Origin of the sequence: Neptuniibacter halophilus (assembly GCF_030295765.1) — a bacterium.
Classification (GTDB): domain Bacteria; phylum Pseudomonadota; class Gammaproteobacteria; order Pseudomonadales; family Balneatricaceae; genus Neptuniibacter; species Neptuniibacter halophilus.
On record NZ_AP027292.1, the window covers coordinates 734557 to 760391 of the forward strand.

At 54.2% G+C, this 25835-nt stretch carries 25 protein-coding genes; 13 read left to right on the forward strand and 12 right to left on the reverse strand.

Annotation, left to right across the window (positions count from 1 at the left end; all coding sequences use genetic code 11):
* Positions 1-32: 32 nt before the first annotated feature.
* The 5 genes from QUD59_RS03420 (at position 33) to QUD59_RS03440 (ending at position 6779) form a co-directional block, all read left to right on the forward strand.
* Positions 33-1691, forward strand: coding sequence for a nitrite/sulfite reductase (locus tag QUD59_RS03420; protein ID WP_286239606.1), 1659 nt, complete (start codon positions 33-35; stop codon positions 1689-1691).
* Complete coding sequence (locus QUD59_RS03425; RefSeq protein ID WP_286239608.1) at positions 1675-2148, forward strand: DUF934 domain-containing protein; 474 nt, start codon at positions 1675-1677, stop codon at positions 2146-2148. Before QUD59_RS03420 ends, QUD59_RS03425 begins: the two co-directional genes overlap by 17 nt.
* An 18-nt stretch (positions 2149-2166) precedes the next feature.
* Positions 2167-2790 (forward strand): phosphoadenosine phosphosulfate reductase domain-containing protein, encoded by a 624-nt coding sequence (locus QUD59_RS03430; RefSeq protein WP_286239609.1) that lies wholly within the window; start codon positions 2167-2169, stop codon positions 2788-2790.
* Positions 2791-3155: 365 nt separating this feature from the next.
* The gene (cysG, locus tag QUD59_RS03435; RefSeq protein WP_286239611.1) at positions 3156-4580 is read left to right on the forward strand and encodes a siroheme synthase CysG; all 1425 of its coding nucleotides are present in this window, start codon (positions 3156-3158) and stop codon (positions 4578-4580) included.
* 447 nt (positions 4581-5027) lie between these two features.
* A complete protein-coding gene (locus QUD59_RS03440) occupies positions 5028-6779 on the forward strand; it encodes a diguanylate cyclase (protein WP_286239612.1) in 1752 nt (583 codons plus the stop codon).
* 2 nt (positions 6780-6781) lie between these two features.
* Here QUD59_RS03440 and QUD59_RS03445 read toward each other — a convergent pair whose 3' ends face one another.
* A complete protein-coding gene (locus QUD59_RS03445; protein WP_286239613.1) occupies positions 6782-6964 on the reverse strand; it encodes a PCP reductase family protein in 183 nt (60 codons plus the stop codon).
* 79 nt (positions 6965-7043) lie between these two features.
* Positions 7044-7628, reverse strand: coding sequence for a TetR/AcrR family transcriptional regulator (locus QUD59_RS03450; protein ID WP_286239614.1), 585 nt, complete (start codon positions 7626-7628; stop codon positions 7044-7046).
* Between the two features lie 108 nt (positions 7629-7736).
* On the opposite strand from QUD59_RS03450, the gene QUD59_RS03455 reads away from it, so the two are divergent.
* Positions 7737-8276 (forward strand): carboxymuconolactone decarboxylase family protein, encoded by a 540-nt coding sequence (locus QUD59_RS03455; protein ID WP_286239615.1) that lies wholly within the window; start codon positions 7737-7739, stop codon positions 8274-8276.
* Positions 8277-8383: 107 nt separating this feature from the next.
* Positions 8384-8674, forward strand: coding sequence for a hypothetical protein (locus tag QUD59_RS03460; RefSeq protein ID WP_286239617.1), 291 nt, complete (start codon positions 8384-8386; stop codon positions 8672-8674).
* 84 nt (positions 8675-8758) lie between these two features.
* On the opposite strand, the gene QUD59_RS03465 is transcribed toward QUD59_RS03460, so the two are convergent.
* Positions 8759-10042 carry a DEAD/DEAH box helicase gene (locus QUD59_RS03465; protein ID WP_286239619.1) on the reverse strand — a complete coding sequence of 428 codons (1284 nt, stop codon included), beginning with the start codon at positions 10040-10042 and terminating at the stop codon, positions 8759-8761.
* A gap of 169 nt (positions 10043-10211) precedes the next feature.
* Here QUD59_RS03465 and QUD59_RS03470 point away from each other — a divergent pair, with 169 nt between their 5' ends.
* The gene (locus QUD59_RS03470; RefSeq protein WP_286239620.1) at positions 10212-10493 is read left to right on the forward strand and encodes a hypothetical protein; all 282 of its coding nucleotides are present in this window, start codon (positions 10212-10214) and stop codon (positions 10491-10493) included.
* Here QUD59_RS03470 and pdxR read toward each other — a convergent pair.
* Complete coding sequence (gene pdxR / locus QUD59_RS03475; RefSeq protein WP_286239622.1) at positions 10476-11924, reverse strand: MocR-like pyridoxine biosynthesis transcription factor PdxR; 1449 nt, start codon at positions 11922-11924, stop codon at positions 10476-10478. The two genes, QUD59_RS03470 and pdxR, sit on opposite strands and share 18 nt — an antisense overlap.
* Positions 11925-12018: 94 nt before the next feature.
* On the opposite strand from pdxR, the gene QUD59_RS03480 reads away from it, so the two are divergent.
* Positions 12019-12615, forward strand: coding sequence for a pyridoxamine 5'-phosphate oxidase family protein (locus QUD59_RS03480; RefSeq protein WP_286239623.1), 597 nt, complete (start codon positions 12019-12021; stop codon positions 12613-12615).
* On the opposite strand, the gene QUD59_RS03485 is transcribed toward QUD59_RS03480, so the two are convergent.
* The 3 genes from QUD59_RS03485 to QUD59_RS03495 all read right to left on the reverse strand — a co-directional run bounded on the left by QUD59_RS03485 (position 12612) and on the right by QUD59_RS03495 (position 16571).
* Complete coding sequence (locus QUD59_RS03485) at positions 12612-14432, reverse strand: SLC13 family permease (protein WP_286239624.1); 1821 nt, start codon at positions 14430-14432, stop codon at positions 12612-12614. The genes QUD59_RS03480 and QUD59_RS03485 overlap by 4 nt on opposite strands.
* 175 nt (positions 14433-14607) lie before the next feature.
* Positions 14608-14985: a DUF3461 family protein gene (locus QUD59_RS03490; protein WP_286239626.1), complete on the reverse strand. Its 378-nt coding sequence runs from the start codon at positions 14983-14985 to the stop codon at positions 14608-14610.
* Between the two features lie 107 nt (positions 14986-15092).
* A complete protein-coding gene (locus tag QUD59_RS03495) occupies positions 15093-16571 on the reverse strand; it encodes an AAA family ATPase (protein WP_286239627.1) in 1479 nt (492 codons plus the stop codon).
* A 177-nt stretch (positions 16572-16748) separates the two neighbouring features.
* Here QUD59_RS03495 and QUD59_RS03500 point away from each other — a divergent pair, with 177 nt between their 5' ends.
* Positions 16749-18044, forward strand: coding sequence for a cation:proton antiporter (locus QUD59_RS03500; RefSeq protein ID WP_286239628.1), 1296 nt, complete (start codon positions 16749-16751; stop codon positions 18042-18044).
* A gap of 17 nt (positions 18045-18061) precedes the next feature.
* Here QUD59_RS03500 and QUD59_RS03505 read toward each other — a convergent pair whose 3' ends face one another.
* From QUD59_RS03505 to nrdA, 4 genes are all read right to left on the reverse strand, one after another.
* Positions 18062-18829, reverse strand: a complete 768-nt coding sequence (locus tag QUD59_RS03505) for an META domain-containing protein (protein WP_286239629.1) — start codon at positions 18827-18829, stop codon at positions 18062-18064.
* 442 nt (positions 18830-19271) lie between these two features.
* A complete protein-coding gene (yfaE, locus tag QUD59_RS03510) occupies positions 19272-19538 on the reverse strand; it encodes a class I ribonucleotide reductase maintenance protein YfaE (RefSeq protein WP_286239631.1) in 267 nt (88 codons plus the stop codon).
* 8 nt (positions 19539-19546) lie between these two features.
* Positions 19547-20677, reverse strand: a complete 1131-nt coding sequence (nrdB, locus tag QUD59_RS03515) for a class Ia ribonucleoside-diphosphate reductase subunit beta (protein WP_286239632.1) — start codon at positions 20675-20677, stop codon at positions 19547-19549.
* 104 nt (positions 20678-20781) lie between these two features.
* Positions 20782-23046: a class 1a ribonucleoside-diphosphate reductase subunit alpha gene (gene nrdA / locus QUD59_RS03520; protein WP_286239633.1), complete on the reverse strand. Its 2265-nt coding sequence runs from the start codon at positions 23044-23046 to the stop codon at positions 20782-20784.
* A 510-nt stretch (positions 23047-23556) separates the two neighbouring features.
* Here nrdA and QUD59_RS03525 point away from each other — a divergent pair.
* A complete protein-coding gene (locus tag QUD59_RS03525) occupies positions 23557-23766 on the forward strand; it encodes a DUF2788 domain-containing protein (RefSeq protein ID WP_286239635.1) in 210 nt (69 codons plus the stop codon).
* Positions 23767-23768: 2 nt separating this feature from the next.
* On the opposite strand, the gene QUD59_RS03530 is transcribed toward QUD59_RS03525, so the two are convergent.
* Entirely contained in the window at positions 23769-24305 is a 537-nt protein-coding gene (locus QUD59_RS03530) for a HugZ family pyridoxamine 5'-phosphate oxidase (RefSeq protein WP_286239637.1), read from the reverse strand.
* Positions 24306-24422: 117 nt separating this feature from the next.
* Here QUD59_RS03530 and QUD59_RS03535 point away from each other — a divergent pair, with 117 nt between their 5' ends.
* Together QUD59_RS03535 and kdsA are read left to right on the forward strand one after the other, a co-directional pair.
* A complete protein-coding gene (locus QUD59_RS03535) occupies positions 24423-24833 on the forward strand; it encodes a hypothetical protein (RefSeq protein ID WP_286239638.1) in 411 nt (136 codons plus the stop codon).
* Positions 24834-24915: 82 nt separating this feature from the next.
* The gene (kdsA, locus tag QUD59_RS03540) at positions 24916-25764 is read left to right on the forward strand and encodes a 3-deoxy-8-phosphooctulonate synthase (RefSeq protein ID WP_286239639.1); all 849 of its coding nucleotides are present in this window, start codon (positions 24916-24918) and stop codon (positions 25762-25764) included.
* The last annotated feature ends 71 nt before the right edge of the window (positions 25765-25835 follow it).

Below are 25835 nucleotides of genomic sequence, written 5' to 3' on the forward strand. Positions count from 1 at the left end.
GGACCACAACCGGTCCGGCAAGGGAATTAGTTATGTATCAGTATAACGAAGTCGACCAGAAACTGGTTGATGAGCGCGTTGAACAATTCAGAGACCAGACCCGTCGCTATCTGGCCGGTGAGCTGTCAGATGATGATTTTCTGGCCCTGCGTCTGATGAACGGTCTTTACGTCCAGCGTCATGCACCGATGCTGCGCGTTGCAGGCCCATACGGCATGTACAACTCTACCCAGCTGCGCAAACTGGCTCATATCGCCCGCACTTATGACAAGGGTTATGCGCACTTTACTACCCGTACCAATCTGCAGTTTAACTGGCCTGCGCTGGAGCAGGTGCCGGATATTCTGGCAGAGCTGGCCAGTGTGCAGATGCACGCAATCCAGACCTCCGGTAACTGTATCCGTAACACCACTACCGATCAGTTCGCGGGTGTGATTGCAGACGAAATTGAAGATCCACGTCCTTACTGCGAAATTATCCGCCAGTGGTCTTCCCTGCACCCTGAATTTGCTTACCTGCCACGTAAGTTCAAGATCGCGATCTCTGCCGGTCCGACTGACCGTGCCGCGACACAGGTTCACGACATCGGCCTGCACATCGTTAAGAACGATGCCGGTGAAGTCGGTTTTGAAGTACTGGTCGGTGGCGGTCTGGGCCGTACCCCGGTCATTGGCAAGCAGATCCGTCCGTTCCTGGCTAAACAGGACCTGCTTTCCTACCTGGAAGCGATTATCCGCGTTTACAACCTGAACGGCCGACGCGACAACAAATACAAAGCCCGTATCAAGATTCTGGTACAGGCGATGGGTATTGATAAGTTCCGTGAACTGGTGGATGCCGAGTGGGAACAGATCCGTGAAACCGATCTGCAACTGCCGCAGAGCGAAATAGATCGCGTGAAGGCTTTCTTCACCCCGTTCGACTACGACCAGAGTGCCGCAGAGGATACCAGCCTGGCGCAGAAACTGGCGGAAGATGAAGCGTTCCGTATCTGGTATGAGCGCAACACCGTTGAGCACAAACAGGCCGGTTACCGCATCACCTATGTCAGCCTGAAGCCTTACCTGAAACCTGCCGGTGATATCACCGCAGAACAGTTGGATCTGGTTGCGGATCTGGCTGAGAAATACAGCTTCGGTGAAGTCCGCGCGACTCACAACCAGAATCTGGTACTTGCCGATGTTCGCAACGCAGATCTCTATGCCGTCTGGCAGGTACTGGCGAACGCTGATCTGGCCCGCCCGAACATCGGTACCCTGACCGATATGACCGTTTGCCCGGGTGGCGATTTCTGTGCTCTGGCGAATGCCAAGACGCTGGGTATCGCCGATCAGATCAACCAGAAGTTTGAAGATATGGACTACGTCCATGATCTGGGCGATCTGAAACTGAACATGTCTGGCTGTATCAACGCCTGCTCCCACCACCATGTGGGCCACATCGGTATTCTGGGTGTGGATAAGAAAGGTGAAGACTGGTACCAGATCACCCTGGGTGGTGACGACGGTTCCGAAGCCGCGCTGGGTAAAGTAATCGGTAAAGCTGTCGCTGCCGATGAAGTTGCAGATACCCTGCAGAAAGTAATTGAAGTGTATGTGAACAACCGTTTTGAAAACGAGCGATTCATCGACACCTTCCGCCGTATTGGTCTGGATCCATTCAAGGAGTACGTATATGCCCCTGCTCATTAATCGTGAAGTTGTCAGCGACAACTGGACACTGGTTGACGAAGAAACCCTGCAGCAGAGCGGCGACATTATCGTACCGCTGGCCCTGTATCTGGAAAATCAGGCCGAACTGAACAGCCGTGAAGGCCAGACCGGCCTGCTGGTGAACGGTGATGATGACCTCAATACCGTACTGGAGATGGCTGAGCAGTTCCCGCTGATCGCTGTCGATTTCCCGGCATTCCGTGATGGTCGTGGTTTCAGCATCGCCCGCCTGCTGGTACGTGCAGGCTATCAGGGCGAACTGCGTGCTACCGGTGATATCGGCCGCGACCGTCTGGCTTATATGGAACGTTGCGGATTCACCGCAATCCAGATTGCCGACGAAGTTTATCGCCCGGAGATGCTGAGCGCCTTCACAGAAGTCAGCAACTACTATCAGAGCGCTGCCGATCAGGTTCGCGCGGTATACCACCAGTAAGCAACAGGAGTCAGTGCAATGAGTATCGATCTGGCAGCAGCAAACGCTGAACTGAAAGACAAAACGCCACAGGAGATTATCGCCTGGGCTCTGGCTAACTCCGAAAAGCCACTGGTGACCACAAACTTCCGTCCTTATGAAGCGGTCATCCTGCATATGGCCGTTCAGGTTAACCCGGACATCAAAGTGCTGTGGGTAGACTCCGGTTATAACACCTCAGCTACCTACCGCTTTGCCGAGAAAGTCATTCAGGATCTGAACCTGAATGTGGACACTTATATTCCGCAGATGACCTCGGCGCGCCGGAATGTGCTGATGAAAGGTATCCCGGAAGTGGACGAGCCGCTGCACGAAGAGTTTACCCGTCAGGTTAAACTGGAACCGTTCCAGCGTGCTCTGGCTGAGCTGAAACCTGATCTGTGGCTGAATGCGATCCGTAAAGATCAGACAGAGTTCCGTCAGAACATGGAGATCGTCAGCAGCAGCAAAGACGGCATCATCAAGGTTGCTCCTCTGTATAACTGGACCGAACAGGATCTGGAAAACTATCTGGCGGAGCATAACCTGCCAAACGAACACGACTACTTCGATCCGACGAAAGCGATCGAAAACCGTGAGTGCGGTCTGCATACCCAACTGTAAGCAGCCCCACTGAAGCGGTCAGGAAGAGCGCTTCAACAGGAGACCCAGCGGCCTGCCACTGCAGCAACTAACCGGATAACCCGGTCAGCCACTGCCGTGTCGGGCCGCATCTTTTTTAGCCGGTCGCCATCACACCTGCCGCGCGTGCACCAGATTCGGGCAGCCCCTGCCCTGCGCGCCAAAACAGTGCCCAACTGTTAAACTGAGAACATTCAAAGTCGGCTGCAGCGGCTGAATACAGGGCCTGTGCAAACAACACAATAGCTGTCATCAAGGCACAACCGTTGCATAATGACATTGCATTATATCGAATCATCTTTTAACCCGACCCCGATGTCTGGTTAGCTCGTCTGGAGAGAATGCCTGTGGACTATCTACCTTTGTTTTTTAAGCTCACTGAACAGGATGTATTGCTGGTCGGTGGCGGTAACGTAGCGCTCCGCAAAGCACGTCTGCTATGTCGTTCCGGTGCGCGGGTGACCGTCGTCTCCCACCGGATCTGCGATGAACTGCAGCAGATGCTGGATGAGCATCAGGGCAGCGCCATTATCGGCGAATATCACAGCGCCTTGCTGGAAGGAAAAATGCTGGTCATCGCCGCCACGGATGACACCCCCCTGAATGAGCGGGTCCATTATGATGCAGTCAAACGCCATATCCCGGTAAATGTGGTCGACAGCCCAAAACTCTGCACCTTTGTGTTCCCGGCTATCGTTGATCGCTCTCCGGTGGTTATCGGCGTGTCTTCCGGCGGCAGTGCTCCGGTACTGGCCCGGTTACTGCGGGCACGGCTGGAAACCTGGATTCCCAAGTCCTACGGCAAACTGGCCAGTATCGCCAACCAGTTCCGCGATCAGGTTAAACAGACCTTCAGCAGCGTTAACCAGCGCCGCGCTTTCTGGGAAAACGTGCTGCAGGGACAGATTGCCGAGAAGGTGTTTGCCGGGCGCAGTGAAGAGGCCGTGCAACTGATCAGCGAAAAGCTGACCGGAGAAGACCCGCAGAAGCAGGTTGGCGAAGTCTATCTGATTGGCGGCGGCCCGGGCGACCCTGAACTACTGACCTTCAAAGCGCTGCGTCTGATGCAGCAGGCCGATGTGGTGCTCTACGATGCACTGGTCTCGGAAGCGGTGCTCGACCTTTGTCGTCGGGATGCCGATCTGATCTTTGTCGGTAAAAAGCGGGATAATCATGCGCTGCCTCAGGAGGGAATCAACAACCTGCTGGTTGAACATGCCAAAGCCGGTCGCCGGGTTGTCCGCCTGAAGGGGGGTGATCCGTTTATATTTGGCCGTGGCGGAGAAGAGTTACAAACCCTGAAACAGCACAATATCCCGTTTCAGGTGGTGCCGGGTATCACCGCAGCGAGCGCCTGCTCCACTTATGCGGGCATCCCCCTGACCCACCGCAATTACGCTCAGTCAGTAAAATTTGTTACCGGCCAACTGAAAAACCGTACCACCGACCTCAACTTTGCCGAGCTGGTACACCCAAACCAGACGCTGGTGTTTTATATGGGGTTGCACACCCTGCCACAACTCAGCGCCAGCATGATCGAGCATGGTAAACCTGCCGATACCCCGGCCGCGATCGTTTCCAGAGGCACCTCTGCCGACCAGAAGGTACTGACCGGTACCCTGGCGACCCTGCCCGCGCTGCAGGAGCAGGCCCAACTGCCGGCACCGGCACTGATCATTGTCGGGGAGGTAGTTGAACTGCACGAAAACCTGAGCTGGTTTGGTGAGGAGGTACTGGCCCAGAACCTGACTCCGGTGAAAGCCGAATCCTGATTTTCCGGCCCCGTCCGGGATCGGTGAGGCTCCGGTCCCGGCCTGTGCAAAACTAAAATATCGCTGCAGAGCACAGCGTTTAAGGGCTTCCCCGGTTATCCCCGATTTCTGTGGATAAGTTAGTGAATAATATTGGGGCAGATGGCTATAGGCCCCATTATTACTGGCCCTGACTTAAACTGCATCATTCACACACAAAATAATAAATTCATTTAAAATCAATAAGTTAAATAAATTATAAATTTTCCTTACCCAACCATCAGGTTTCTGTTGACAGGCAAAAAATCCCTCGTTCCAACTGTGGGCTACTTTTTCTCAGACGCCGGCTCGGGCACCTTTTTATGCGCTTATCCACCTCTCTTTTCGACAGCCTAGACAAAGGTACAAAAGAAATAGGGTCATTTTCCGGTATAGTGCGAGAGATAATAAAAACAAGATCTGAATGCTGTGAAACGTCTTTTAAGTCTGCTGATCACGCTATCTGTGATCGGCGTTGGTCTGATCCTCAGTGTCACCCTGCTTCTGGTCGCCGATCTGGAGCTGGAAAAACGACTTGAGCAACAGGTTGACCATGTACACCAACAGATACACGAACGCTTTAAGCTGTTCGATGAACTAATCGCCGATGATGAACGGGCGCTGCACAAACATGCCCGCAGATCACTGAGTCAGTTGGAAGAGGAGGTTTTCTCCACACCTTTCGATCCGGACCAGTGGAATGCCGAACGGCTTGATAACCTCTCTCGCCGGCTGGGTGTTGATGCCATCTACATTATCGATCGCTCAACCCGGGTGGTCGCGACTAATTTCCAGCCCGATCTGAATTTTCAGCTGGGTACCATTTCCGATCCCTTTAACGCTTATCTGAATAAACTCTACGGCACTGGCCGGATCGAAGTAGACCGGATTAATGTCTCTTCAAAAACCGGAATCCTGCAGATTTACGCCTACTACGCCCCGCTGGGATCGGATTACATTCTTGAGGTCTCCTACGATGTCAGGAAGTACCTCAGCCGCACTCACTCTCCGCGCTATGTCGAGTTTATGTTCGGAGATTTTTTCACCGAACTGAGTCACAGCACGCCACTGCTGGAGAAGATCAACATCTATCTGGTCAATAACTATGCGGCCTACCCGTTCCTGAACGATACACCGGCCATTCAGAAAGCCCTGCTGCCTGAACCTCCGCTCACCGGTTTTGTGCAGATTGAGGAGAATGAACGGATCAATTACTACAGCCGGGCGGACCTGCAACGCTCGAACCTGCATAGTGCGGATTACCTGACCATTCACAGCCAGTTTAACCTGTCACCGGTGGATCAGTTTATGCAGAAATTTCTTGGCATCAGTTCGCTGATAACCCTGATTCTGCTCGGCCTCGCCTTCCTGCTTGTTTCCTTCCTGTTTGACCGCTGGATACTGCAGCGCATCTTCCGCATTATCTCCACCCTTGAGCGCAGCGCCGACGGTGACTACAGCGTTGTTATCCGGGACGAACAGCAGGATGAACTGAGACTCATATCAGAACATATCAACAGCATGAACCGGCGCATATCCCGACGTGATGTAGAACTGCAGGAAGCACACCATCATCTGGAGCAGCGGGTAACCGAACGTACAGCCGATCTTGAACAGGAGATCGATGCCCGCAGACAGGCGGAAGCCCAGTTACTGGAACTGGCCAGCACCGATCCCCTGACCCGGGTCATGAACCGACGGGCTTTTGAAGATCAGGCGGTACTGGAAATTGAACGCGCCCTTCGTTACGGCCGGGAGTTCTCTCTGATTCTGCTCGACATTGACCATTTCAAGCAGATCAACGATCAGTACGGCCACCATTTTGGCGATCGGGTACTGGTAAGCATCGCCCGCCTGCTGGAAAGCTGCCTGCGCAATATCGACAGTCTCTGCCGTCATGGTGGTGAAGAGTTTGTCCTGTTACTACCGGAAACCAATACCCATGCGGCCATGGAGCTGGCCGAGCGCTTACGCAGCGAAATTGAAGCCTTCAAAATCAATGAGAATGGTGAAACGGTTCATCTCACCGCCAGCTTTGGGGTAACGACCTGGCGGCGCAGCGAAGTAGATATTCAGCCCGCCGTGAAACGTGCGGACCGGGCCATGTATCAGGCCAAAGAGGAGGGGCGTAACCGGGTTCAACTGGCACAGAGAATCACCCAGCACTCCGTAACGTACTGAGATTAGTTGTCAGGCTTATCCATCTGTTTCTGCTTGACCTGATCCAGCAGTGCTTCAGTAATCAGGCTAAGTCCCTGCTGACGGGCTGCTTTTTCCACCTTGTGGCGAATCAGTTTACGCACAAAAAAAGGAGCCGCATCCACCCGCGCCTGCGCGGCCGGTTCCCATTCCAGTTTATCTGCCATATTCAGTCCTGCCGCTGAAATTTAAAGGGCGCTTATTATACGTTGCGTCGCTGGAAATGTAATCCACCCGCGACGAGCGTTATGCCTGCCATGCGGCAAACAACTGATCAATCAGCCCCGCCACAGCGGTACTGTTCTGGCTGCTGCGCAGATAACTTCTCAGCCCCATCATCTGCACCATCACTTCACTGGCCAGTTGTTCTGCATCCAGAGCGGCACTGATCTCATTATTCGCCTGAGCCTGATGCAGTAAACGGGCAATTTCCTCCTCGGTAGCGGCCAGCAGTGCGCGCCCCTCTTCCAGCAGCTCCTGCTGTTCTGCATTCAGCTCAGCAACCGTTTTCACCAGCATACAAAGATCGCTAGGCGCCTGCTCGCGCCGTTCCAGTACAACACCGCGGATAAACGCCTTCAGCCCTTCCACCACGGAATCATGCTCCGCCACTTTCTGTCGCAAAAAACTGCGCGACTCACCCGCATAGCAGCGCAACGCCTCACGAAACAGGGATTCCTTGCTGCCAAACGCGGCATAGAAACTGCCCGGGCGCAGATTAATGGTTTGCTGCAGGTCACGGGTTGAAGTGGCATAGAAGCCCTTCTCCCAGAACAACAGCATCGCCTGACGAATCACCGCCTCACGATCGTACTTAGCCACATTAACCATGATCCGCTCCTTTTTTGAACATGTGATCAATTTTAACTTGATCAATCGATCAAATACAAATATGCTCGCCAATATTGAGCACTCGATCAACAAAGGAAACATACACAGATGAACAACCTGAAAGTACATACTTACGACAGCGCACCGGAAGCCAGCCGCCCGCTGCTGGATAACTCAATCAAGGGATTTGGTCTGATTCCGGGACTGCATGGCATCATGGCAGAATCACCCGAACTGCTGGAGTCCTATCAGATTCTGCATCAGAAGTTTCAGCAGACCTCCTTCAGCAAAGAGGAGCTGACCGTCGTCTGGCAGACCATCAACGTTGAACACGAATGTCACTATTGCGTTCCGGCACACGCTGCCATCGCCAAAGCAATGCAGGTCGATGAATCACTCACCGCTGCCCTGCGTAACCGCGAACCAATGCCGAATGCAAAACTGCAGGCACTGCATGATATGACCCTGTCGGTAGTTCGTGGCCGGGGTAATGTACCTGCCGCTGAAGTAGAGGCTTTCTATGCCGCAGGCTATGGCCCTAAGCAGCTACTGGAGATCATTCTGGGTCTGTCACAGAAAGTGATCAGTAACTACGTTAATCATCTCGCCGACACCCCGCTGGATGACCGCTTCAAACCGTTCCTCTGAAGCGCACTGCCCGGACGGTCTGCCGCTCCGGGCTTTGTCTGGCCGATTGCTAAATGCAACGGATTCAGGCACTATTTTCGTCTCATTTCAGGACGATTCCTCAGACAATGATGTTACGCCACCGACCACTGATTCTATTGCCTCTGCTGCTTGCCGGCTGTGTTGAGGTGCCGTTTATTCAGCGTGAAGCGCCACAGCCTGCCGTCGCTGAGCAGAGCTACTGTTATAACGGTGGCCGCACCTACGAATATAGCTGTGAACAGAAACAGCAACTGGCCCCGGCAGATATGCGCGAGACCGAGGTTGATGAAGAGTGGATGTACCGCACGCTGGGCGAACTGAAGGTCTGGATCGCCGAACAAAAACAGTCGGCAAAAGAAAACAGCGCTGACGAATAAACCGCTTCCCCGTTTCAGGCATCAATCAGATGGCATAAAGCAGGGCCCGCGACGGCGCTATTTGATCAATAACCCGCCACATCGCTATTTTTTGAATAAAGAGGGCCGCACTGCCCGCTGTGTACGGTCAGCCTGATACCCCTCTGGCTTAGGCTTACGCGTCGCTTTCGGATCAGGTTTGGGGGCACGTTTGGGCTTTTGCACCACCGCTGGCTGGGCTTCGTGCCAGTGACCATTTTCGATCAGGGGAACCGACGTCAGCGTTAATCTCTGCCGGGTCAGTGCCTCGATCCTGCGCAGAAAGTCACGTTCATCCGCAGAAACCAGCGAGTAGGCACGTCCGCTTTCACCGGCCCGGCCGGTACGACCAATCCGGTGAACATAAGCCTCTGGCTGGTTCGGCAGATCATAGTTAATCACCTGAGGCAGGGCATCGATATCCAACCCTCGTGCAGCCACATCGGTCGCTACCAGAATCTGTAACTGGCCATTAATAAACGCCTGCAACGCTTCGCTACGCTCACGCTGGCTCAGATCACCATGCATCGCACCGGCATTGATCTTTTCCCGGCGCAGATACTGAACCAGGCTGTCCACCCGTTTTTTTGTGCGGGCAAACACCAGTGTCTGTCCCAGCTTACCCTCACGGATCATGTAACTGAGTATGTCGGCCTTGTCGCCGTTATCCACCTGATAGGCATATTGTTCGACCTGACGTGACGCGGAGTTCCGCGCCGCGACGCGCACCTTCTCCGGCCGCTTCAGGTAATTGCCGGCCAATGCTTCAATCGCTTCATCAGCCGTCGCAGAAAACAGCAGAGTCTGACGCTGTTCAGGCACATAGCGCATAATGCGTTGCAGAGCGTCTGAGAAACCCAGATCGAGCATCCGGTCCGCCTCATCCAGAACCAGATGCTGCAACTGATCCAGATGGAGGTATTTTTTATCAAGCAGTTCCAGAAGACGCCCGGGCGTCGCCACCAGAATATCCACACCCCGTTCCAGCTTACGGCACTGATTTTCCAGCCGCACCCCACCAAACACAGCAATCGCCCGCATGCCTAAAGCCCGGCCATAACGCTGCATCATCTCCGCCACCTGCTGGGTCAGTTCCCGGGTCGGGGCCAGCACCAGCACCCGGACCGGTCGCGGCTCCTGAGTATTAGGTGAACGTTGCAACTGCTCAATCAGAGGCAAAGAGAAACTGGCGGTTTTACCGGTTCCGGTCTGTGCTTCAGCCAACAGATCCCGGCCCTGCAGTACCAGAGGAATCGCTTTGGCCTGTATCGGCGTTGGCTTTTCATAACCCAGCTGCTGCAGGGTGGTTTGTAGTTCAGGGCAAAGATCTAAGGAGGCAAATGTGGTCATGACAAGACTGCGGAGACAATTCAGAAAGAGCCCTATTTTAGCCTATACCGCTGCGGCCCCCTAACCTTATTAGCCGGCTGCAGGCGAATTCTTTACCTGAGCGCCGCTTAAACAGCTAAGCTGATAGAGCCTCAGGCAATAATCCGGTGTCAACGCCATGAATATCAGGATGATAATTTCTACCCCGCTACTGGTGCTCCTGCTTGTCTCAGGCTGCAGCAGCAATCCGTCAGCAGAGCCTTCCGGGCAGCCGGCATCTGATCAGGACAGTTATTGCCTGAACGGCGGGCGCAACCAGCAATACAGTTGTGACCCGGCACTGGCCTCCCAGCAGCCGGATATGCGTCCCGGCGAAGTGGATGAAGACTGGATGTACCGCACACTCGGAGAGATTAAACAGTGGATTAATCAACTTAAGCAGGAAGCCGGCGGCTCATCCCCTGCTCCCTGACAGCGCCCCTCCGGCCAGCAGGTGGCGCTCTATCAGCGCCAGCCCGGACGCCATCCCGGCCTCGCTGTCCGCACAGTAGCCGATCACCAACCCCTGGTAGCCCGCTCCGGCTTCGCAGTAACCAGACAACCCCCGTACCCCAAGACCTGAGGCATTGAGTTGCCGGATCAGCTCCGCTTCATCGCGCTCTGCTGGCAGCCCGAGCACCATGTGCATCCCTCCCGGCGTATCCAGAACGGGTAGCTGGCTCAACGCACTCTCAGCAATCAGCTTCTCCAGCCGTTGCCGCTTGTGTGCATAGAGTTTGCGCATTTTTTTCAGATGCCGGGCGAAATAGCCCTGACGCATAAACTCAGCCATGGCGACCTGAGCGACCTGAGACAATCCACCGTCCATGAACCGCCGTGCCTTAACAAACAGCTCACAGAGCCGTTCCGGCAGAACCAGATAACCCAGACGCAGTGCCGGGTACATGGAACGACTGAAGGTTCCGGCGTAGATCACCCGCTGGCTTTTACTGATCGAATACAGTGCCGATACCGGCCTGCCCAGCGCAAACTCGGAATCATAGTCGTCTTCCAGAATCCAACTGTTATTTTTCTCTGCCCAGTTGATCAGCGCCAGTCGCCCCTCCAGTGACAGTGTGTGCCCCAGCGGAAAGTTACGTGTTGGCGTCAGCCCCAGCAGGCGGGCAGCAGGCAGTGAGTCGGGCAGCGGATCCAGCTCCACCATCTGCAGATCACAGCCATTGCTGCGGAAAGCCCCTGCAGTACCGGGAAAGCCCGGTGTTTCCAGCACTACCGGATCGGCAGGATCGGTCAGTAGCTGAGCCACCATATACGCTCCCTGCTGCGAGCCGGAGGTAATCAGAATCTGTGCCGGATCGGCGAAAATACCCCGCTCACGAAGCAAAAATTCTGCGATCTCCCGGCGCAACCCCGGATCCCCGGCCGGATTAACTGAGCTCAATGCCGGCTGGCTGGCCGCAGCCCCCAGACAGCGTTTCCATGCGTTCTGCGGAAACTCATCCAGTGCCGGCACTGCCGGTTGCAGCAGACGACGCTGATCCGGATTCAGTGCCGGTAACTGCAGAAACTGCGCCGCGTATCCGGAGACCCGGATATCTACCTCCGGTTTCGCGGGCGAGGTAAATTTCTGCAGCAGTTCGTCAGGCAACTCAGCGACAAAACTACCCGCTCCGACCCGACTCTGCAGATAGCCTTCCGCCAGCAATATCTCATAGGCGGCTTTAACCGTGTTTCTTGCAATTCCCAACTGCTGCGCCAGTTCACGGGTCGCGGGGAGGCGATATCCGGCCGGCAGATAGCCCTGCAAAATCGCCTGCTGAATCTGACGGGTCAGTGTCAGATACCGGGGTTGCTGTGCGGATTCGCCCTGCTGTGTCAGCAGGCTGATCAGATTAACACTCAAATTGGGCCCATAAATTAAATAAAAATGGATCTTATATAGACCTTATCACACCCCTAAACTGGGTCAAAACCGATTCATAAGAAGGAGCCCACTGGTGAGCGAATATCCGATCAGCAGCAGAACTCAGCTCAAGCGAAGCCCGAAAAAAGCCTGCTATGACAAACAACAGATCCGTGAAATTCTCGATGAGGCACTGGTCTGCCACGTCAGTACTCACTGGCATGGTCAACCGCTGGTACAGCCGACTATTCACTGGGTAGACGGTGATTACCTGTATATTCATGGCTCGAGTAAAAACGGCCTGTTTCAGGCTCTGCTGGCCGGCCAGCCAGCCGCGATCTGCGTCACCCTGCTTGATGGTCTGGTGTTTGCCCGCTCGGCCTTCCATCATTCAGTTAACTACCGCAGTGTGATGATCTACGCCCAGGCGGAGCTGATCGATGAGGAACAGGAGAAACGCCGCCAGCTTGACCTGCTGATGGAGCGGGTCCGGGAAGGCCGTTCTCTGGAGGCCAGACCCGCGAACGATACCGAACTGAAAGCCACCGCTGTACTGGCCTTTAAACTGGAGGAGGTTTCCGCAAAAATCCGCCGCGGCGGGCCGATCGACGAAGCGGAGGATATGCAACTGGATGTCTGGGCCGGAGTCCAGCCGATCACCCAGGTACTGGGCGAGATAGAACTGGACTAAAAACTGAAAAGCATCGGCACAAACAGCAGCGTCAGGGCCAGGGTCAGCAACTGAAGAGGGATACCCACCTTCACAAAGTCGTTGAAGCGGTAGCCTCCCGGCGTCATGACCAGCGTGTTCACCGGCGAAGCGATCGGCGTGGCGAAGGCGGTGGACGCTGCAATCGCCACGGTCATCAGCAGGGGTTCAGGGTTGAGACCTAACCCCTGCGCCGCAGCCAGTGCCACCGGTGCCACCAGCACAGTGGTGGCGGTGTTTGAGATAAACTGACTGAACACAGTGGTAAACACAAACAGACCAGCACACACCAGAACCGGCCCGCGCCCATCCAGCAGTTGCAGCAGGTTATCCACCACCAGTTGCAGCGCCCCACTCCGCTCCATGGCCCCCGCCAGCGGTAACATCGCCGCAATCAGGATCAGACTGGGCGCATTCAACGAACGGTACGCCTCATCCATTTTTACACAACCGGTCAGCAGCATCAGTAACATGGCCGTGAGTACCGCGGTCAGGCTGGATTGCCAGCCAGTCACCATCAGTATCAGCATCAACGCCAGAATCATCAGCGCCATGGGCGCATGTCGGGTACGTGCAGGTACGGAATCCTGCTCCGCCGGGGTATTCAGAATCACCAGCTCATGCTGCTGTGAAAGCTTTTCGATGTACTCCCAACCGCCACATAAGAGCAGGGTATCGCCCATCTCGATCGGGGTACTCTGATACTCGGTGGCAACGGTCTGACTCCCCCGCCGCATACCGATTACACTGAGTTTGTAGCGATCCCTGAAACGCGCCTGCTTCAGGCTCTGGCCGAGTATCTCCGCATCCGGCCGGGGCATCACCTCTACCACACCAAACTGCTGGGCAATCTCATCCCGACGGCTTTCCGCAAACCCGCGTAGTTGCAGGTGGGTATAACCACACAGCCGTTCAACATCTTCGCTGGTACCGTACACTAACAGCTCATCCTGCGCGGCTATCTGGGTGCCGGACAGCACCGGCATCAGGCTGCTGAGCAGGCGTCCCTTGCGGCGAATAGCGATCAGCGTAACCTCAAAATGGGTCCGCATTCCGGCTTCCGATACTGTCTGGCCGATCAGCGTAGAGTCGGGTTTGACGACCACACTGTGCAGACAGTCAGCCACCTCATAAACTTCGGCCATCTGCCGCAACGTCACCCGGCCCGGTTGTTCACTGCGCGTTTCCAGACCTGACAGTAACCAGCGGCCCACTGTCATCATGTAGAACATACCCGCCAGCAGGATAATCAGCCCCACCGGGGTGAACTCGAAAAAGCCAAAGCCGCTCAACCCGGCCTGTTGCAACTGACCGCTGACAACAATGTTCGGCGGGGTACCGATCAGGGTCAGCATCCCCCCCATCAGCGAAGCATAGGCCAGCGGCATCATCAGCCGGGCACTGGCGATATTCGCCCGCCGGGCAACACTGATCACCACCGGGATAAACAGCGCCACGGCGCCGGTTGAGCTCATAAAGGCCGAGATCAGCGCCACCAGCGGCATCAGCATCAGTAACAGGCGAAGTTCGCTCTCGCCGCCGGCTTTGATCAGCCAACTGCCAACCCGTGCCGCCACCCCCGTTCGAAACAGGCCCTCCCCGACCACAAACAGCGCAGCAATCATCACCACAATCGACTGACCGAACCCGGAAACCGCTTCGCCCGGGGTGATAATGCCACTGAAACAGAGCGCCACCACCGCCATCAGGGCAACCAGCTCCATACGAATCCAGTCGAGAATAAACAGGGCGATCGTAATAAACAGAATCAGAAAAGTGAGGCTAACGTCCAGGTTCACAACAGGGCATCCGGTCCGGGGGAAATGATCACTGCAATATGCATGCTTTTACCCGGCTTGCCAACCAGACAGTTTAGCAGACAGGGCTCGTCTCCGCCCCTGGGGCAGGGTATCGGTGTCATTGGAAAGAAGGGAGGGCTTGCGCCTGTAACACAGGGCCGCCCTCCGGATTGATTCAGAGATCTTCAATCTGACGGCGAAGATCTTCCATCTTCCGGGTCATAACTTTTTCAAGATGCTCCAGCTCTTCCAGCAGAACCTGTTTCTTCGACTGGGAATCGTGATCCACCTTGACCAGTTGTTCCAGCTCACCGAGCGCACGCAGAAAGAAACCTGATGGTTCAGTTGCACCGCCGTAGGCCGTGCCGCGCTCCAGAGATTTATCGGCACGTTTGAACTTGAACTTCTTACTCTTGGAAAACCAGTCACCATGCTGACGGCGCAGATAGATCTTCAAAATATCCATATTGCCTTCAGTCCGGGTGCTGAATCGCTCGATCTCCATCGGTTCGTTAAAGCCCATCTCTCTGAGGACTTCAAACTGCTTTGCCATAGACCCTACTCCGCATCTTATTGCTTAACGTATTAATTCATCCAGAAGTGTAGACCCAAATTCGCCCCATTTGGGAGAAGCCGGTACACAAAACCGCCTTCCCTGCACTAATCGCAGGGGACGGTCCGTTGTGAGGCCCAGGCCCTGAGTTCGGCAATCTGCTCCGCCATCACCACAGAAAGCGGCTGGGTTTTTCGCAGTTCCGCCAGTAATATTGCCTGATTCAGCTCACTCTCTTGTGCATGGGCTGTGTAAAACGCAGACACTACCGCTTGCTCAATCTCAGCCCCGGAGAATCCTTCACTGGCCTCAACCAGACGGGCAAAATCAAACGCAGCAGGGTCCGCCTTCTGGCGCTTAAGATGGATATCAAACACCTTGAAGCGGATCTCCTCATCTGGCAGATCCACGAAGAAGATCTCATCGAAACGGCCCTTGCGCACCAGTTCCGGTGGCAGCGCCTGTATATTGTTAGCCGTCGCCACCAGAAACACCGGGGCTTTTTTCTCTGCCATCCAGGTCAGCAGGGTACCCAGCATCCGACTGGCAGGACCGCTGCTTTCCCCGCCATCAGCGGATATCCCCTTTTCGATCTCATCCAGCCAGAGCACGCAGGGCGCCATCACCTCAGCAGTTTGCAACGCCTCGCGCAGGTTCTTTTCACTCTCTCCGTAATATTTATTGTACAGCGCGCCAAAATCCAGCCGTAACAGCGGCGCGTGCCAGCTCCCTGCCACGGCCTTGGCTGCCAGACTCTTACCGCAGCCCTGTACCCCCAGCAGTAACATCCCTTTTGGCGCAGGCGTATCCGGGAGACTGGATGCATCCCCGTTAAAAAACACTTTGCGCTCATCCAGCCATTGTTTCAGTCGCCTGAAGCCGGCTACTTCAGAGAATTGCGCGGTATCGTACTCAAAGTGCAGGTTATCCTGTTCACTGAGCAGCTTGTATTTCGCCCGGTTAACCTCAGGGATATCACTGGCGGTAATCGCGCCATCATCAAAGATCGCGTTCCGCGCCAGACGGCGGGCATCGGTACGGGTCAGACCGGTCAGATTGGACACCAGCAATTGCAGATTTTCCTGACTCGCCTGAACCCGCGCACCAGAACGTTTCAGCCAGTTCTGAGCCTCCTCCCGGACAATCCGCTCAATCTCGTTACGCCCGGGAAGTGAAATCTCCAGCCGGGCGCTGAGCTTACGCAGCTCAACCGGCACCTCAAACGCATGACTCAGCAGGATGACCCGATGGCCGAGCGTTTCATAGTTCAGGGCGATATCCTTCAGCAGACGGATATGCATCGGCTCATCCATAAACGGATGCAGATCCGCCATGATATAAACCCCGGGGTTACTGACCGACTTGATATGCTGCAGCGCCTCGGTGGGCTGCGAGAACAGTTTCTGCGCCGGCATCGGCTGATCAAGGCGCCTGATCCCCTCAGTGAGGGTCCACTTAAACAACGGTCGCTGGTAGCTGTGGCGTAGCTGCAACAGCAGTTCAACCACCTGATTTTCCTCTGTACTTTCAATCACCAGCAACGGAATTTCGGATTGAATCAGTACCTCAAGTTCATGCTGCAGCACGGCGCTCTTCCCTTTTATTTACGCTTGCACCAATCTAATACAAAGCACAACAGGGCGCCACACCTCCCGGTTTAGGATCAGGATGCAGCCCTGACCAGAAAACTGTGGTATAGGTGTCAGGGTAACGGACAGTGTCTGCCTCACTGCTATCACCGACAAGGACGGGAACCCCTGACAATGGGCTTTTATGCGCTGGTATTCTTTCTTCTGGTAGCCGGATATTCACTTTTCTCCAAGCGTCTGGACAGCGACAAAATTTCGCTGCCCACACTGTTTGCTTTTGGCGGTCTGCTCTGTGCGCTGGGGATGCCCTGGCTGATCCCCGAAACAGAACAGCCGGCCAAAGCAGAGAGTCTGGAAGTGATCAGCCTGCTGGCAGAACTCACGCTGGTCATCGTCCTGTTTTCGGATGCCTCTCTGCTTCGCTGGTCAGCTCTGCGCTATAACTGGAAGATTCCGGCTCGCATGCTCACCATCGGCATGCCATTGAGCATCCTCCTGGGCATGCTGGTCACCTGGTTGTTCCTGCCCGATCTCGCCTGGCCCGGCCTGCTGTTCCTTGCGGCAACCCTTGCCGCTACCGATGCCTCTCTGGCAAAACCGGTGGTCACCGATCTTCGGGTACCGGGCCCGATCCGGGATGCAATCAATATGGAGAGTGGTCTGAATGACGGCCTCGCGGTGCCCATGGTGATCTATTCCGCTGCACTGATCGCAGCATCCGCAGGGGACTTAAATACCACCACGCTGAACCCCGGCAGCTTTATTCTGCGCGAACTGGTTCTTGCCCCTTTGCTCGGCGCTCTGATCAGCTTTCTGCTGGCCAAAGGGTTCAATATGGAGAAACGACTCAACGGATATGCGGCGAGTCAGCACCCCGGAGGATTTGCTGAGGAGTACCAGAGCATCTTCTTTCTGGCCACGGCCTGTATCTGTTACAGCATTGCCGAACTGCTGCAGTCCAGTGGTTTTATTGCCGCCTTTGTCGGCGGACTGGTGTTTGGCAACACGGTTAAACAGCATAAAAAGTTTATTGAACAGTTTATGGATGCTGAGGGCCAGTTGTTCACCATGCTGACCTTCTTCCTGTTCGGCCTGTTTATGATTCCGATCTGTATTGAGTATTTTAGCTGGAATATGCTGCTTCTGGCGCTCTGCTATCTGACGCTGGTTCGCATGCTACCGGTGTGGTTATCGTTACTCGGGGCGCGACAAACTCCGCTGCAGGCATCAGGTCCGGCCCGGCCACGCCCGCTGACCACCCGGGAAAAGCTGTTTATGGCATGGTTTGGCCCGCGGGGTCTCGCGTCTGTACTGTTTGCTCTGCTGTTCATGCAAAGCCATCAGTTCATCCAGTACAGTGACCTGATCGCCTGTATCGTAATGACCGTTATTCTGTCGATTATGCTGCATGGGGTATCCGCCGCTTCTCTCTGCGAAAAACTTTACCGAAGAAGGTTTCCGCAGAAATAAGCAGCCCTGCCCCCGGCTCAGGGACGGGTGGCGATCAGGCGATCACCTTCAGCCGTCAACAGAATCAGCCGTCCCTGCTGATCTATCCGGTAACGCTGGATCTGTTCAAAGAACTTCAGGAAACGGTATTCCTGATCTCCCAGCGCAGGAATACAGGCGCGCATCGTTACCGCAGCCGGTTTAATCCGCAGCCTCTCCCCACGCTGTGTGTACGCAGCATTCAGCAGGTTGCAGCCCGTAGACCCTGTAACCCGGCCATCCGCATGAAACTGAAGCGCCGCTCGGCTGCGATCAATCACCGGCTGACCAGCAATGACCTCTACCCGCCACTGCCCCAGCAGCTCCGCTGCAGGCTTTGTCGACTGCACACGCACCAGCCTGATCATCTCCATCTGCTGCCGGGCCAGCAGGGGATCAATCAGATGACTGCGATCCGTCGTCCAGAGCATCTGCCCGGCCGCATCATAAATGGTTGCACGAACGGCATAACGACCTTGCTCCCGCAGTTTTTCAGCCGGTACTGCTAACTGATAGCTGACAGGTACTGAACGCCCATCAAGGGAGAACTTCTGCTCTGCTAATACCGGTGCAGCCACATCCACACGTGATACGTCACTCAGGGTTACCCGGGCTGTTGCCCCCGGTGGCAGTGCAATTCTTTCCCGGTAACCAAACTGCCCTTCAATCTGGCTGTGCGCTTGTTCCGCTGCTTCCTTCAGGTTTCCACATCCGCTGCTCAGCGCGATTAAACCAAGCAGGCCAAGCATAAGTGCTCTTTTCAACATCTTTTCTCTCCTTTAAAAAATTACCCGTTGAATGACCGCGATTGAAAACGGGCGGGTGACCAGATTACAGACATCAGCAGAACCTTAACTGAATAGATTCAGGCCCGTCTGAGGACAAAATACCGGGAATCCGTTTTACCCCCACCTTCTGTGGATAACTTGGTGAATAGTTTTTGGGTAAAGCGCCGTATTCCACTGATTACGTAGAACTCAGCAAATCGTTTATTTTTTAACCCAATAAAAATAAATACTTAATAATCAATAAGTTATACAAATCAACACTTATATTTAAAAGATTATTATTTTATTTTCTGGGTATTGACAGAACAACTTTCAGTCTGTGCAAAAAAGTCAGCAGAAAAACGGTGAAGCCTCTCGGCAGCACCGTTCTGAATAAATCTGATTAAATTACCCACAACAGATGGGAGCGGTTCCCCGGCAGTTATTCGTCGGGGATTTCCAGCTCAATATGGGTTTTCGGGATACAACAGCAGGTCAGCACTTCGTCATCCTGCAGATCCAGCAAACTTTCCTGTACGTACTCGACTTCGCCATCCAGCAGACGGACCTTACAACAACCACAGTAGCCACCCCGGCAGTTATAAGGCGCCGGGATCTCCTGCGCTTCCATGGCATCAAGCAGCGTCGGTTCGTACTGGTAGTAGAAGGTATGGTGGTGATTCACCTTAATTCTGGATGGACCCGCCATAGTTCCCCCTACAGATCAAAACCGTCGAAGTCGTCCTCGCCTACTTCGTTGTCGATCTGACCAACGAGGTATGAACTGATCTCCGCTTCCTGTGGCGCCACCTGAACGTTGTCACTGATCAACCAGGCGTTCATCCACGGCAGCGGGTTCTGGCGGGACGGGAAGATCTCCTCCAGATTCAGCGCCTTCATCCGCACGTTAGTGATGTACTCAACATAGTCAGACAGAATCTGCGCGTTCAGACCGATCATCGAGCCCTCTTTGAACAGGTAACTCGCCCAGTCCTTCTCCTGCTGCGCAGCTTCCTTAAAGATCGCATAAACCTCCGCTTCACACTCTTTAGCGATCTCCCTGAATTCAGGATCATCCGCGCCGGAAGCCATGATATTCAGCATATGCTGGGTACCCGTCAGGTGCAGCGCTTCATCACGGGCGATCAGTTTAATGATCTTGGCGTTGCCCTCCATGATTGCACGCTCAGCAAAGGCGAAGGAGCAGGCAAAGCTGACATAGAAACGGATCGCTTCCAGTACGTTGATCGATACCAGCGTCAGATAAAGTTTCTTCTTCAGGTTACGCATCGAGGTGTCATACACCTTGCCATCCACCGTATGCAGGCCTGAACCATGAATGCTGTGGACACTGCACAGATTGATAAACTCATCGTACAGTCGGGTGACGGAATCAGCCCGGCGGATGATTTCCGGATTGGTCACGATCTGATCGAAGACCTCGGACGGTTCCGTGATGATGTTGCGGATAATATGGGTATAGGAACGACTGTGGATCGTTTCACTGAACGCCCAGGTCTCAAACCATGTTTCCAGTTCCGGCAGGGAAACGACCGGCAAAAAAGCGATATTCGGAGAACGGCCCTGCACGGAATCCAGCAGGGTCTGATACTTCAGGTTGCTCAGGAAGATATGCTTTTCATGCTCAGGCATGTTCATGAAGTCTTTACGATCGGTGGAAAGATCCACCTCTTCCGGACGCCAGAAGAAAGAAAGCTGCTTTTCAATCAGCTTTTCAAAGATCGGGTATTTTTGTCTGTCGTAACGGGCAACGTTTACGCTGCGGCCGAAGAACATCGGTTCTTTTGTTGCGTCGTGAGCACTGTGGCTGAACGTGGTATACGCCATCGGGGTCTTCGTTCCTGAAACCTGATAGGTGAATGTCTAAAGTTAAACTGCCCGTCACGGGGGACGGGCTTGAATCTCAGCGGCTTAATCTGATCCTTAACGGATCAGAGTTTGCAGGCACCGCCTTCACAACCGCCGTCGTCTGCCTGATCGGAAGCGCCATCGCGGGTGTTGTGGTAATACAGGGTTTTCACGCCATTTTTATAGGCGGTCAGCAGATCCTGCAGCAGTTGCTTCATCGGAACTTTCTCGTTCGGGAAGCGGCTTGGGTCATAGTTGGTGTTGGCAGAGATCGACTGATCGACAAACTTCTGCATGATACCCACCAACTGCAGGTAGCCGTTGTTGTTAGGGATATTCCAGAGCAGCTCGTACTGATCACGCAGTTCGGTATAACCCGGAACCACCTGTTTCATGATGCCGTCTTTGCTGGCTTTAACCGATACGTAACCCCGTGGCGGCTCGATGCCGTTGGTGGAGTTAGTGATCTGAGAAGAGGTCTCACATGGCATCAGTGCAGTCAGGGTGCTGTTACGCAGGCCGAACTCTTTGATATCTTCACGCAGGGTTTCCCAGAAGTAGTGCAGCGGTTCTTCACAGAACTCATCCACTTCACGCTTGTAGGTATCGATCGGCAACAGACCTTTTGAGTACACAGTCTCGTTGAACTTCGGACAAGCGCCCCGTTCTTTAGCCAGTTCATTAGATGCCTTCAGCAGGAAGTACTGAATAGCTTCAAAGGTTTTGTGCACCAGACCGTTAGCCGAACCATCGGAGTAACGCACGCCATGCTTCGCCAGGTAGTAGGCGAAGTTAGTCACACCGACACCGAGAGGACGACGGTTCATGGTGGAAGTCAGCGCAGCCGGGATCGGGTAGTCCTGATAATCAAGCAGGTTATCCAGCGCACGTACGATCAGATCAGCCAGATTTTCCAGCTCATCCAGATTTTCCAGAGCGCCCAGGTTAAAGGCAGACAGGGTGCAGAGTGCGATCTCGCCCTCTTCATCGTTAACATGCTCCAGCGGTCTGGTCGGCAGCGCAATCTCCAGACAAAGGTTAGACTGCTTAACCGGCGCCACTTTCGGATCAAACGGGCTGTGGGTATTACAGTGGTCCACGTTCTGCACATAGATACGGCCAGTCTGCGCACGCTCTGCGGCGAGAATACCGAACAGTTCAACCGCTTTAATGGTCTGCTTGCGGATGTTCGGATCGTTTTCGTACTTAACGTAGAGGCGCTCGAACTCATCCTGATCGGCGAAGAACGCGTCATACAGACCCGGCACTTCATGCGGACTGAACAGGGTGATATTGCCGCCTTTGATCAGACGGTTATACATCAGCTTGTTGATCTGCACACCGTAATCCAGATGACGGACACGGTTCTCCTCAACCCCGCGGTTGTTTTTCAGTACCAGCAGGGATTCAACTTCCAGATGCCAGATCGGGTAGAACAGCGTTGCTGCACCACCGCGCACACCGCCCTGAGAACAGGATTTAACGGCGGTCTGGAAGTGTTTATAAAATGGAATACAACCCGTATGGAACGCTTCACCGTTACGGATCGGGCTACCCAGCGCACGGATACGACCGGCGTTGATACCGATACCGGCACGCTGGGAAACGTATTTAACGATGGAAGCAGAAGTCGCGTTGATCGAGTCCAGACTGTCACCACACTCAATCAGTACGCAGGAGCTGAACTGACGGGTCGGAGTCCGCACACCGGCCATAATCGGTGTCGGCAGGGACAGTTTGAACAGCGAGGTTGCATCGTAGAAACGACGCACGTAATCCAGACGCGTCTCTTTCGGATAATCGGAGAACAGGCAGGCCGCCACCAGCATATACAGGATCTGCGGGCTTTCGAAGACTTCACCGGTAACACGGTTCTGAACCAGATACTTGCCTTCCAACTGTTTCACAGCCGCATAGGAGAAGTTCATATCACGTTTGTGATCGAGGTACTCGTTCAGCGTGTCCCACTCAGCTTCGCTGTAATCTTCCAGCAGATGCTTATCGTAACGACCGGCTTCAACCTGAGCAGCAACGTGGTCGAACAGACGTGGCGGTTCAAACTCACCGAATGCACGCTTACGCAGATGGAAGATCGCCAGACGGGCGGCGAGATACTGATAATCCGGTGCGTCTTCAGAGATCAGATCGGCCGCGGACTTGATCAGCGTTTCATGGATATCGAAGGTTTTCATCCCCTCGAAGAACTGCAAGTGTGCTTTAAGCTCGACCTCTGATGGAGATACCGCATTGAGTCCGTCCGCGGCCCAGATTACTACTTTATGAATCTTCTCCAGATCCAGCTTTTCCTGTCTACCGTCCCGTTTGGTAACCATCAGATCTTGCTGCATGCGACCTTCCAAAAATAACGCTGATTGTGAACTTGTAATTATAGGGCTGTGGACTGCTGCGTTTCTGCGGCTAACTTCCGGAAACTTGCAGCAAACACCCTGCTCATGGGGTGTTCAGCCGTTCTACTCTGACTGTCTGACCGAACACAAGATATTGTATCCGGCGTCATTCAAGACACTAAATATAGTGATCCAGAGGGGTAATGCAATACTTGATTTTGGCCTGTGTTGGGTGTAGACCAAGGCCTTAATTGGCTGCAATCATTGATGGACCGTGGCCTACAGGGCGGCAGTAAAGTACCAGATCAATGTGACAATTTTTTTTAATTTTTTTCATGCCTCAAAACAGGTCGGGACAGATCTGATTTTTTCCCTGACGCAGGTCAAAAACCGACCAGCTAAGCCGGTGCATCCCGGCCGGATTTCAGCCACGCTGGGCCGCTACCTTTCAGCCGGTCATTACTGTACAATCCGCAACCAATTTTATCTTCTAACGATGAGGTAGCCACTATGCGCCTGGCTGAAATGGAAGCGATCGCACTGAATGTCGGACTCGCAATCTTTGCCCTGTTTATCTTCTTCATCATCTACGACCTGGCGAAGAAATCCAACGCCGGTAAGTTTGGCACATTCATTCTGTTCTTCGCCCTGGGACTGGGGCTGGCCGCGTTTCTGGTCAAAACCGTCGTCGTGGAGATGATGGGCGGCGGCCATATCTGATATCAGTTGTCGCGCTTAGCTGAAGCCCGGGCCTGTTTCAGGCGCTCTTCAGAGAGATGGCTCAGCTTGCCTGTCGCCGGGTCCAGTTCATAGGCCCGGCCAAAACCCACCACGTAACTGCCACTTTCCGGTGTCAGCCTGAACAGATGAAAATCCGGCAGAGATCGCAACATTGCCAGCGTATTGCCAAACCTGGTCTGCATCGCATCCAGCACCGGCGCATAGTCATCACACTCCCGTGACACCTCATCAGCCTGACACTGATAGATCAGACGCTCCCGGGCAAACAGGTTTCGGCTTTCCGCTTCCGCAGCGATAAACATCACAGAGGCCTGCCCGCTGCGCTGAAGATTAGCCGTGTGACTCGCCAGCTCACTGACAAATATATAAAAACAACCCGCCTCATCACGCCAGTATGGGGCATAACTGATCTCCGCCTGCTGCGCACCCAGCGTAGACAGCAACAACGTATCATGCCGCTGCTGCAGCGCCTGACAATCAGCATTCAGCTCATCCAGTGATTTTTCTGACGCACTCATGACTTCTCTCTCCGTTCTCGTCAGGAAAAGTTTAAAGCTCTCCTCCTGTGGCCGATATCAATTATACAAGCCATATAAATCAGGACTATACTGGGCAATACGGCTAAGGTGATGATTATGGGCGATGAAAAAGTTTATATACGCCACCCCGATGAGTTTCCCATCGAACTCTCTCTGCAGGAAGCAGCGCTGACTGCCTCCCCCTCCTCTTCACTGCAACTGCTCTGTCACTCAAGACAACCTTTCCATTCCGGTGAAGCGATCGGGATCAAAATCCCCAGCGTCGCCTCCAATCTGGAAGTTAAAGGCACGATTCAGAGCTGTACCGAGAGTCAGCAGGGCTATGTCCTGGGGATCGGTTTTTGCAATCAGGACGCACAGATGCGAATCCGGATGCTGGAGCAACTCTGCTATATCCAACGTTACCGCAGATACGTCCTGACCTTTGAAGGCCGTCATCTGACCGAGCAGGATGCCGCGCTTGAGTGGATCGATAAATACGCGCACCTGTTCCCCTGCAGTAACTGAGATAAAAAGTCCGGCGCCCCCTCTCACCTGCCTGCCGATATGGCTATAATGCCCCTTTCGATTTTTAAAATGGATGAGCAAGATGCAGCAGAAAACCGTCACTGTCGCCGGCATTGAGATTGCTAATGACAAGCCCATGGTACTGTTTGGTGGCATGAATGTACTGGAATCCCGTGATCTGGCTCTGCGCACAGCAGAGCACTATGTCGAGGTTACGCAGAAACTGGGAATTCCTTATGTTTTCAAGGCATCCTTCGACAAGGCTAACCGCTCCTCCCTGACCTCATTCCGCGGCCCGGGCCTCGAAGAGGGCCTGAAAATCCTGCAGGAGGTCAAGCAGACCTTCAACGTGCCGCTGATTACCGATGTCCATGAGCCTTATCAGGCAGCTCCGGCGGCGGAAGTCTGCGATATCATTCAGTTGCCGGCGTTCCTCTCCCGCCAGACCGATCTGGTTCAGGCGATGGCCAGAACCGATGCCGTTATCAACATCAAGAAAGCCCAGTTCCTGGCACCGCAGGAGATGAAACATATCCTGCATAAATGCGAAGAAGCGGGTAATGCAAACCTGATTCTCTGCGAACGTGGCTCCTGTTACGGTTACAACAACCTGATCGTAGATATGCTCGGCTTTTCCATTATGAAAGAGTTCGGTTACCCGGTTATGTTCGATGCAACCCATGCCCTGCAGGTACCGGGCGGTCAGGCCGATTCTGCCGGTGGCCGCCGGGCACTGGCCGCACAACTGTCCCGCGCCGGGCTTTCTCAGGGCATTGCCGGACTGTTTCTGGAAGCACATCCTGATCCGGCTCAGGCCAAGTGTGACGGCCCCTGTGCCCTGCCGCTGCACACTCTGGAAGCCTACCTCAGCCAGATGAAAGCCGTGGACGATCTGGTGAAAAGCTTCCCCGAACTGGATACCTCTGCTTAAATCAGAACTGGCGGGTTGTCAGCACTGGCAACCTGCAGCAGTACAGGCTGGTTACCCTGCCAGCCTTACCT

Coding starts and splice junctions, on each gene's coding strand:
- QUD59_RS03420 (WP_286239606.1), top strand. CDS start 33: ATGTATCAGTATAACGAAGTCGACCAGAAACTGGTTGATGAGCGCGTT.
- QUD59_RS03425 (WP_286239608.1), top strand. CDS start 1,675: ATGCCCCTGCTCATTAATCGTGAAGTTGTCAGCGACAACTGGACACTG.
- QUD59_RS03430 (WP_286239609.1), top strand. CDS start 2,167: ATGAGTATCGATCTGGCAGCAGCAAACGCTGAACTGAAAGACAAAACG.
- QUD59_RS03445 (WP_286239613.1), bottom strand. CDS start 6,964: ATGGCAGATAAACTGGAATGGGAACCGGCCGCGCAGGCGCGGGTGGAT.
- QUD59_RS03450 (WP_286239614.1), bottom strand. CDS start 7,628: ATGGTTAATGTGGCTAAGTACGATCGTGAGGCGGTGATTCGTCAGGCG.
- QUD59_RS03455 (WP_286239615.1), top strand. CDS start 7,737: ATGAACAACCTGAAAGTACATACTTACGACAGCGCACCGGAAGCCAGC.
- QUD59_RS03460 (WP_286239617.1), top strand. CDS start 8,384: ATGATGTTACGCCACCGACCACTGATTCTATTGCCTCTGCTGCTTGCC.
- QUD59_RS03465 (WP_286239619.1), bottom strand. CDS start 10,042: ATGACCACATTTGCCTCCTTAGATCTTTGCCCTGAACTACAAACCACC.
- QUD59_RS03470 (WP_286239620.1), top strand. CDS start 10,212: ATGATAATTTCTACCCCGCTACTGGTGCTCCTGCTTGTCTCAGGCTGC.
- QUD59_RS03490 (WP_286239626.1), bottom strand. CDS start 14,985: ATGGCAAAGCAGTTTGAAGTCCTCAGAGAGATGGGCTTTAACGAACCG.
- QUD59_RS03500 (WP_286239628.1), top strand. CDS start 16,749: ATGGGCTTTTATGCGCTGGTATTCTTTCTTCTGGTAGCCGGATATTCA.
- QUD59_RS03505 (WP_286239629.1), bottom strand. CDS start 18,829: ATGTTGAAAAGAGCACTTATGCTTGGCCTGCTTGGTTTAATCGCGCTG.
- yfaE (WP_286239631.1), bottom strand. CDS start 19,538: ATGGCGGGTCCATCCAGAATTAAGGTGAATCACCACCATACCTTCTAC.
- nrdB (WP_286239632.1), bottom strand. CDS start 20,677: ATGGCGTATACCACGTTCAGCCACAGTGCTCACGACGCAACAAAAGAA.
- nrdA (WP_286239633.1), bottom strand. CDS start 23,046: ATGCAGCAAGATCTGATGGTTACCAAACGGGACGGTAGACAGGAAAAG.
- QUD59_RS03525 (WP_286239635.1), top strand. CDS start 23,557: ATGCGCCTGGCTGAAATGGAAGCGATCGCACTGAATGTCGGACTCGCA.
- QUD59_RS03530 (WP_286239637.1), bottom strand. CDS start 24,305: ATGAGTGCGTCAGAAAAATCACTGGATGAGCTGAATGCTGATTGTCAG.
- QUD59_RS03535 (WP_286239638.1), top strand. CDS start 24,423: ATGGGCGATGAAAAAGTTTATATACGCCACCCCGATGAGTTTCCCATC.
- kdsA (WP_286239639.1), top strand. CDS start 24,916: ATGCAGCAGAAAACCGTCACTGTCGCCGGCATTGAGATTGCTAATGAC.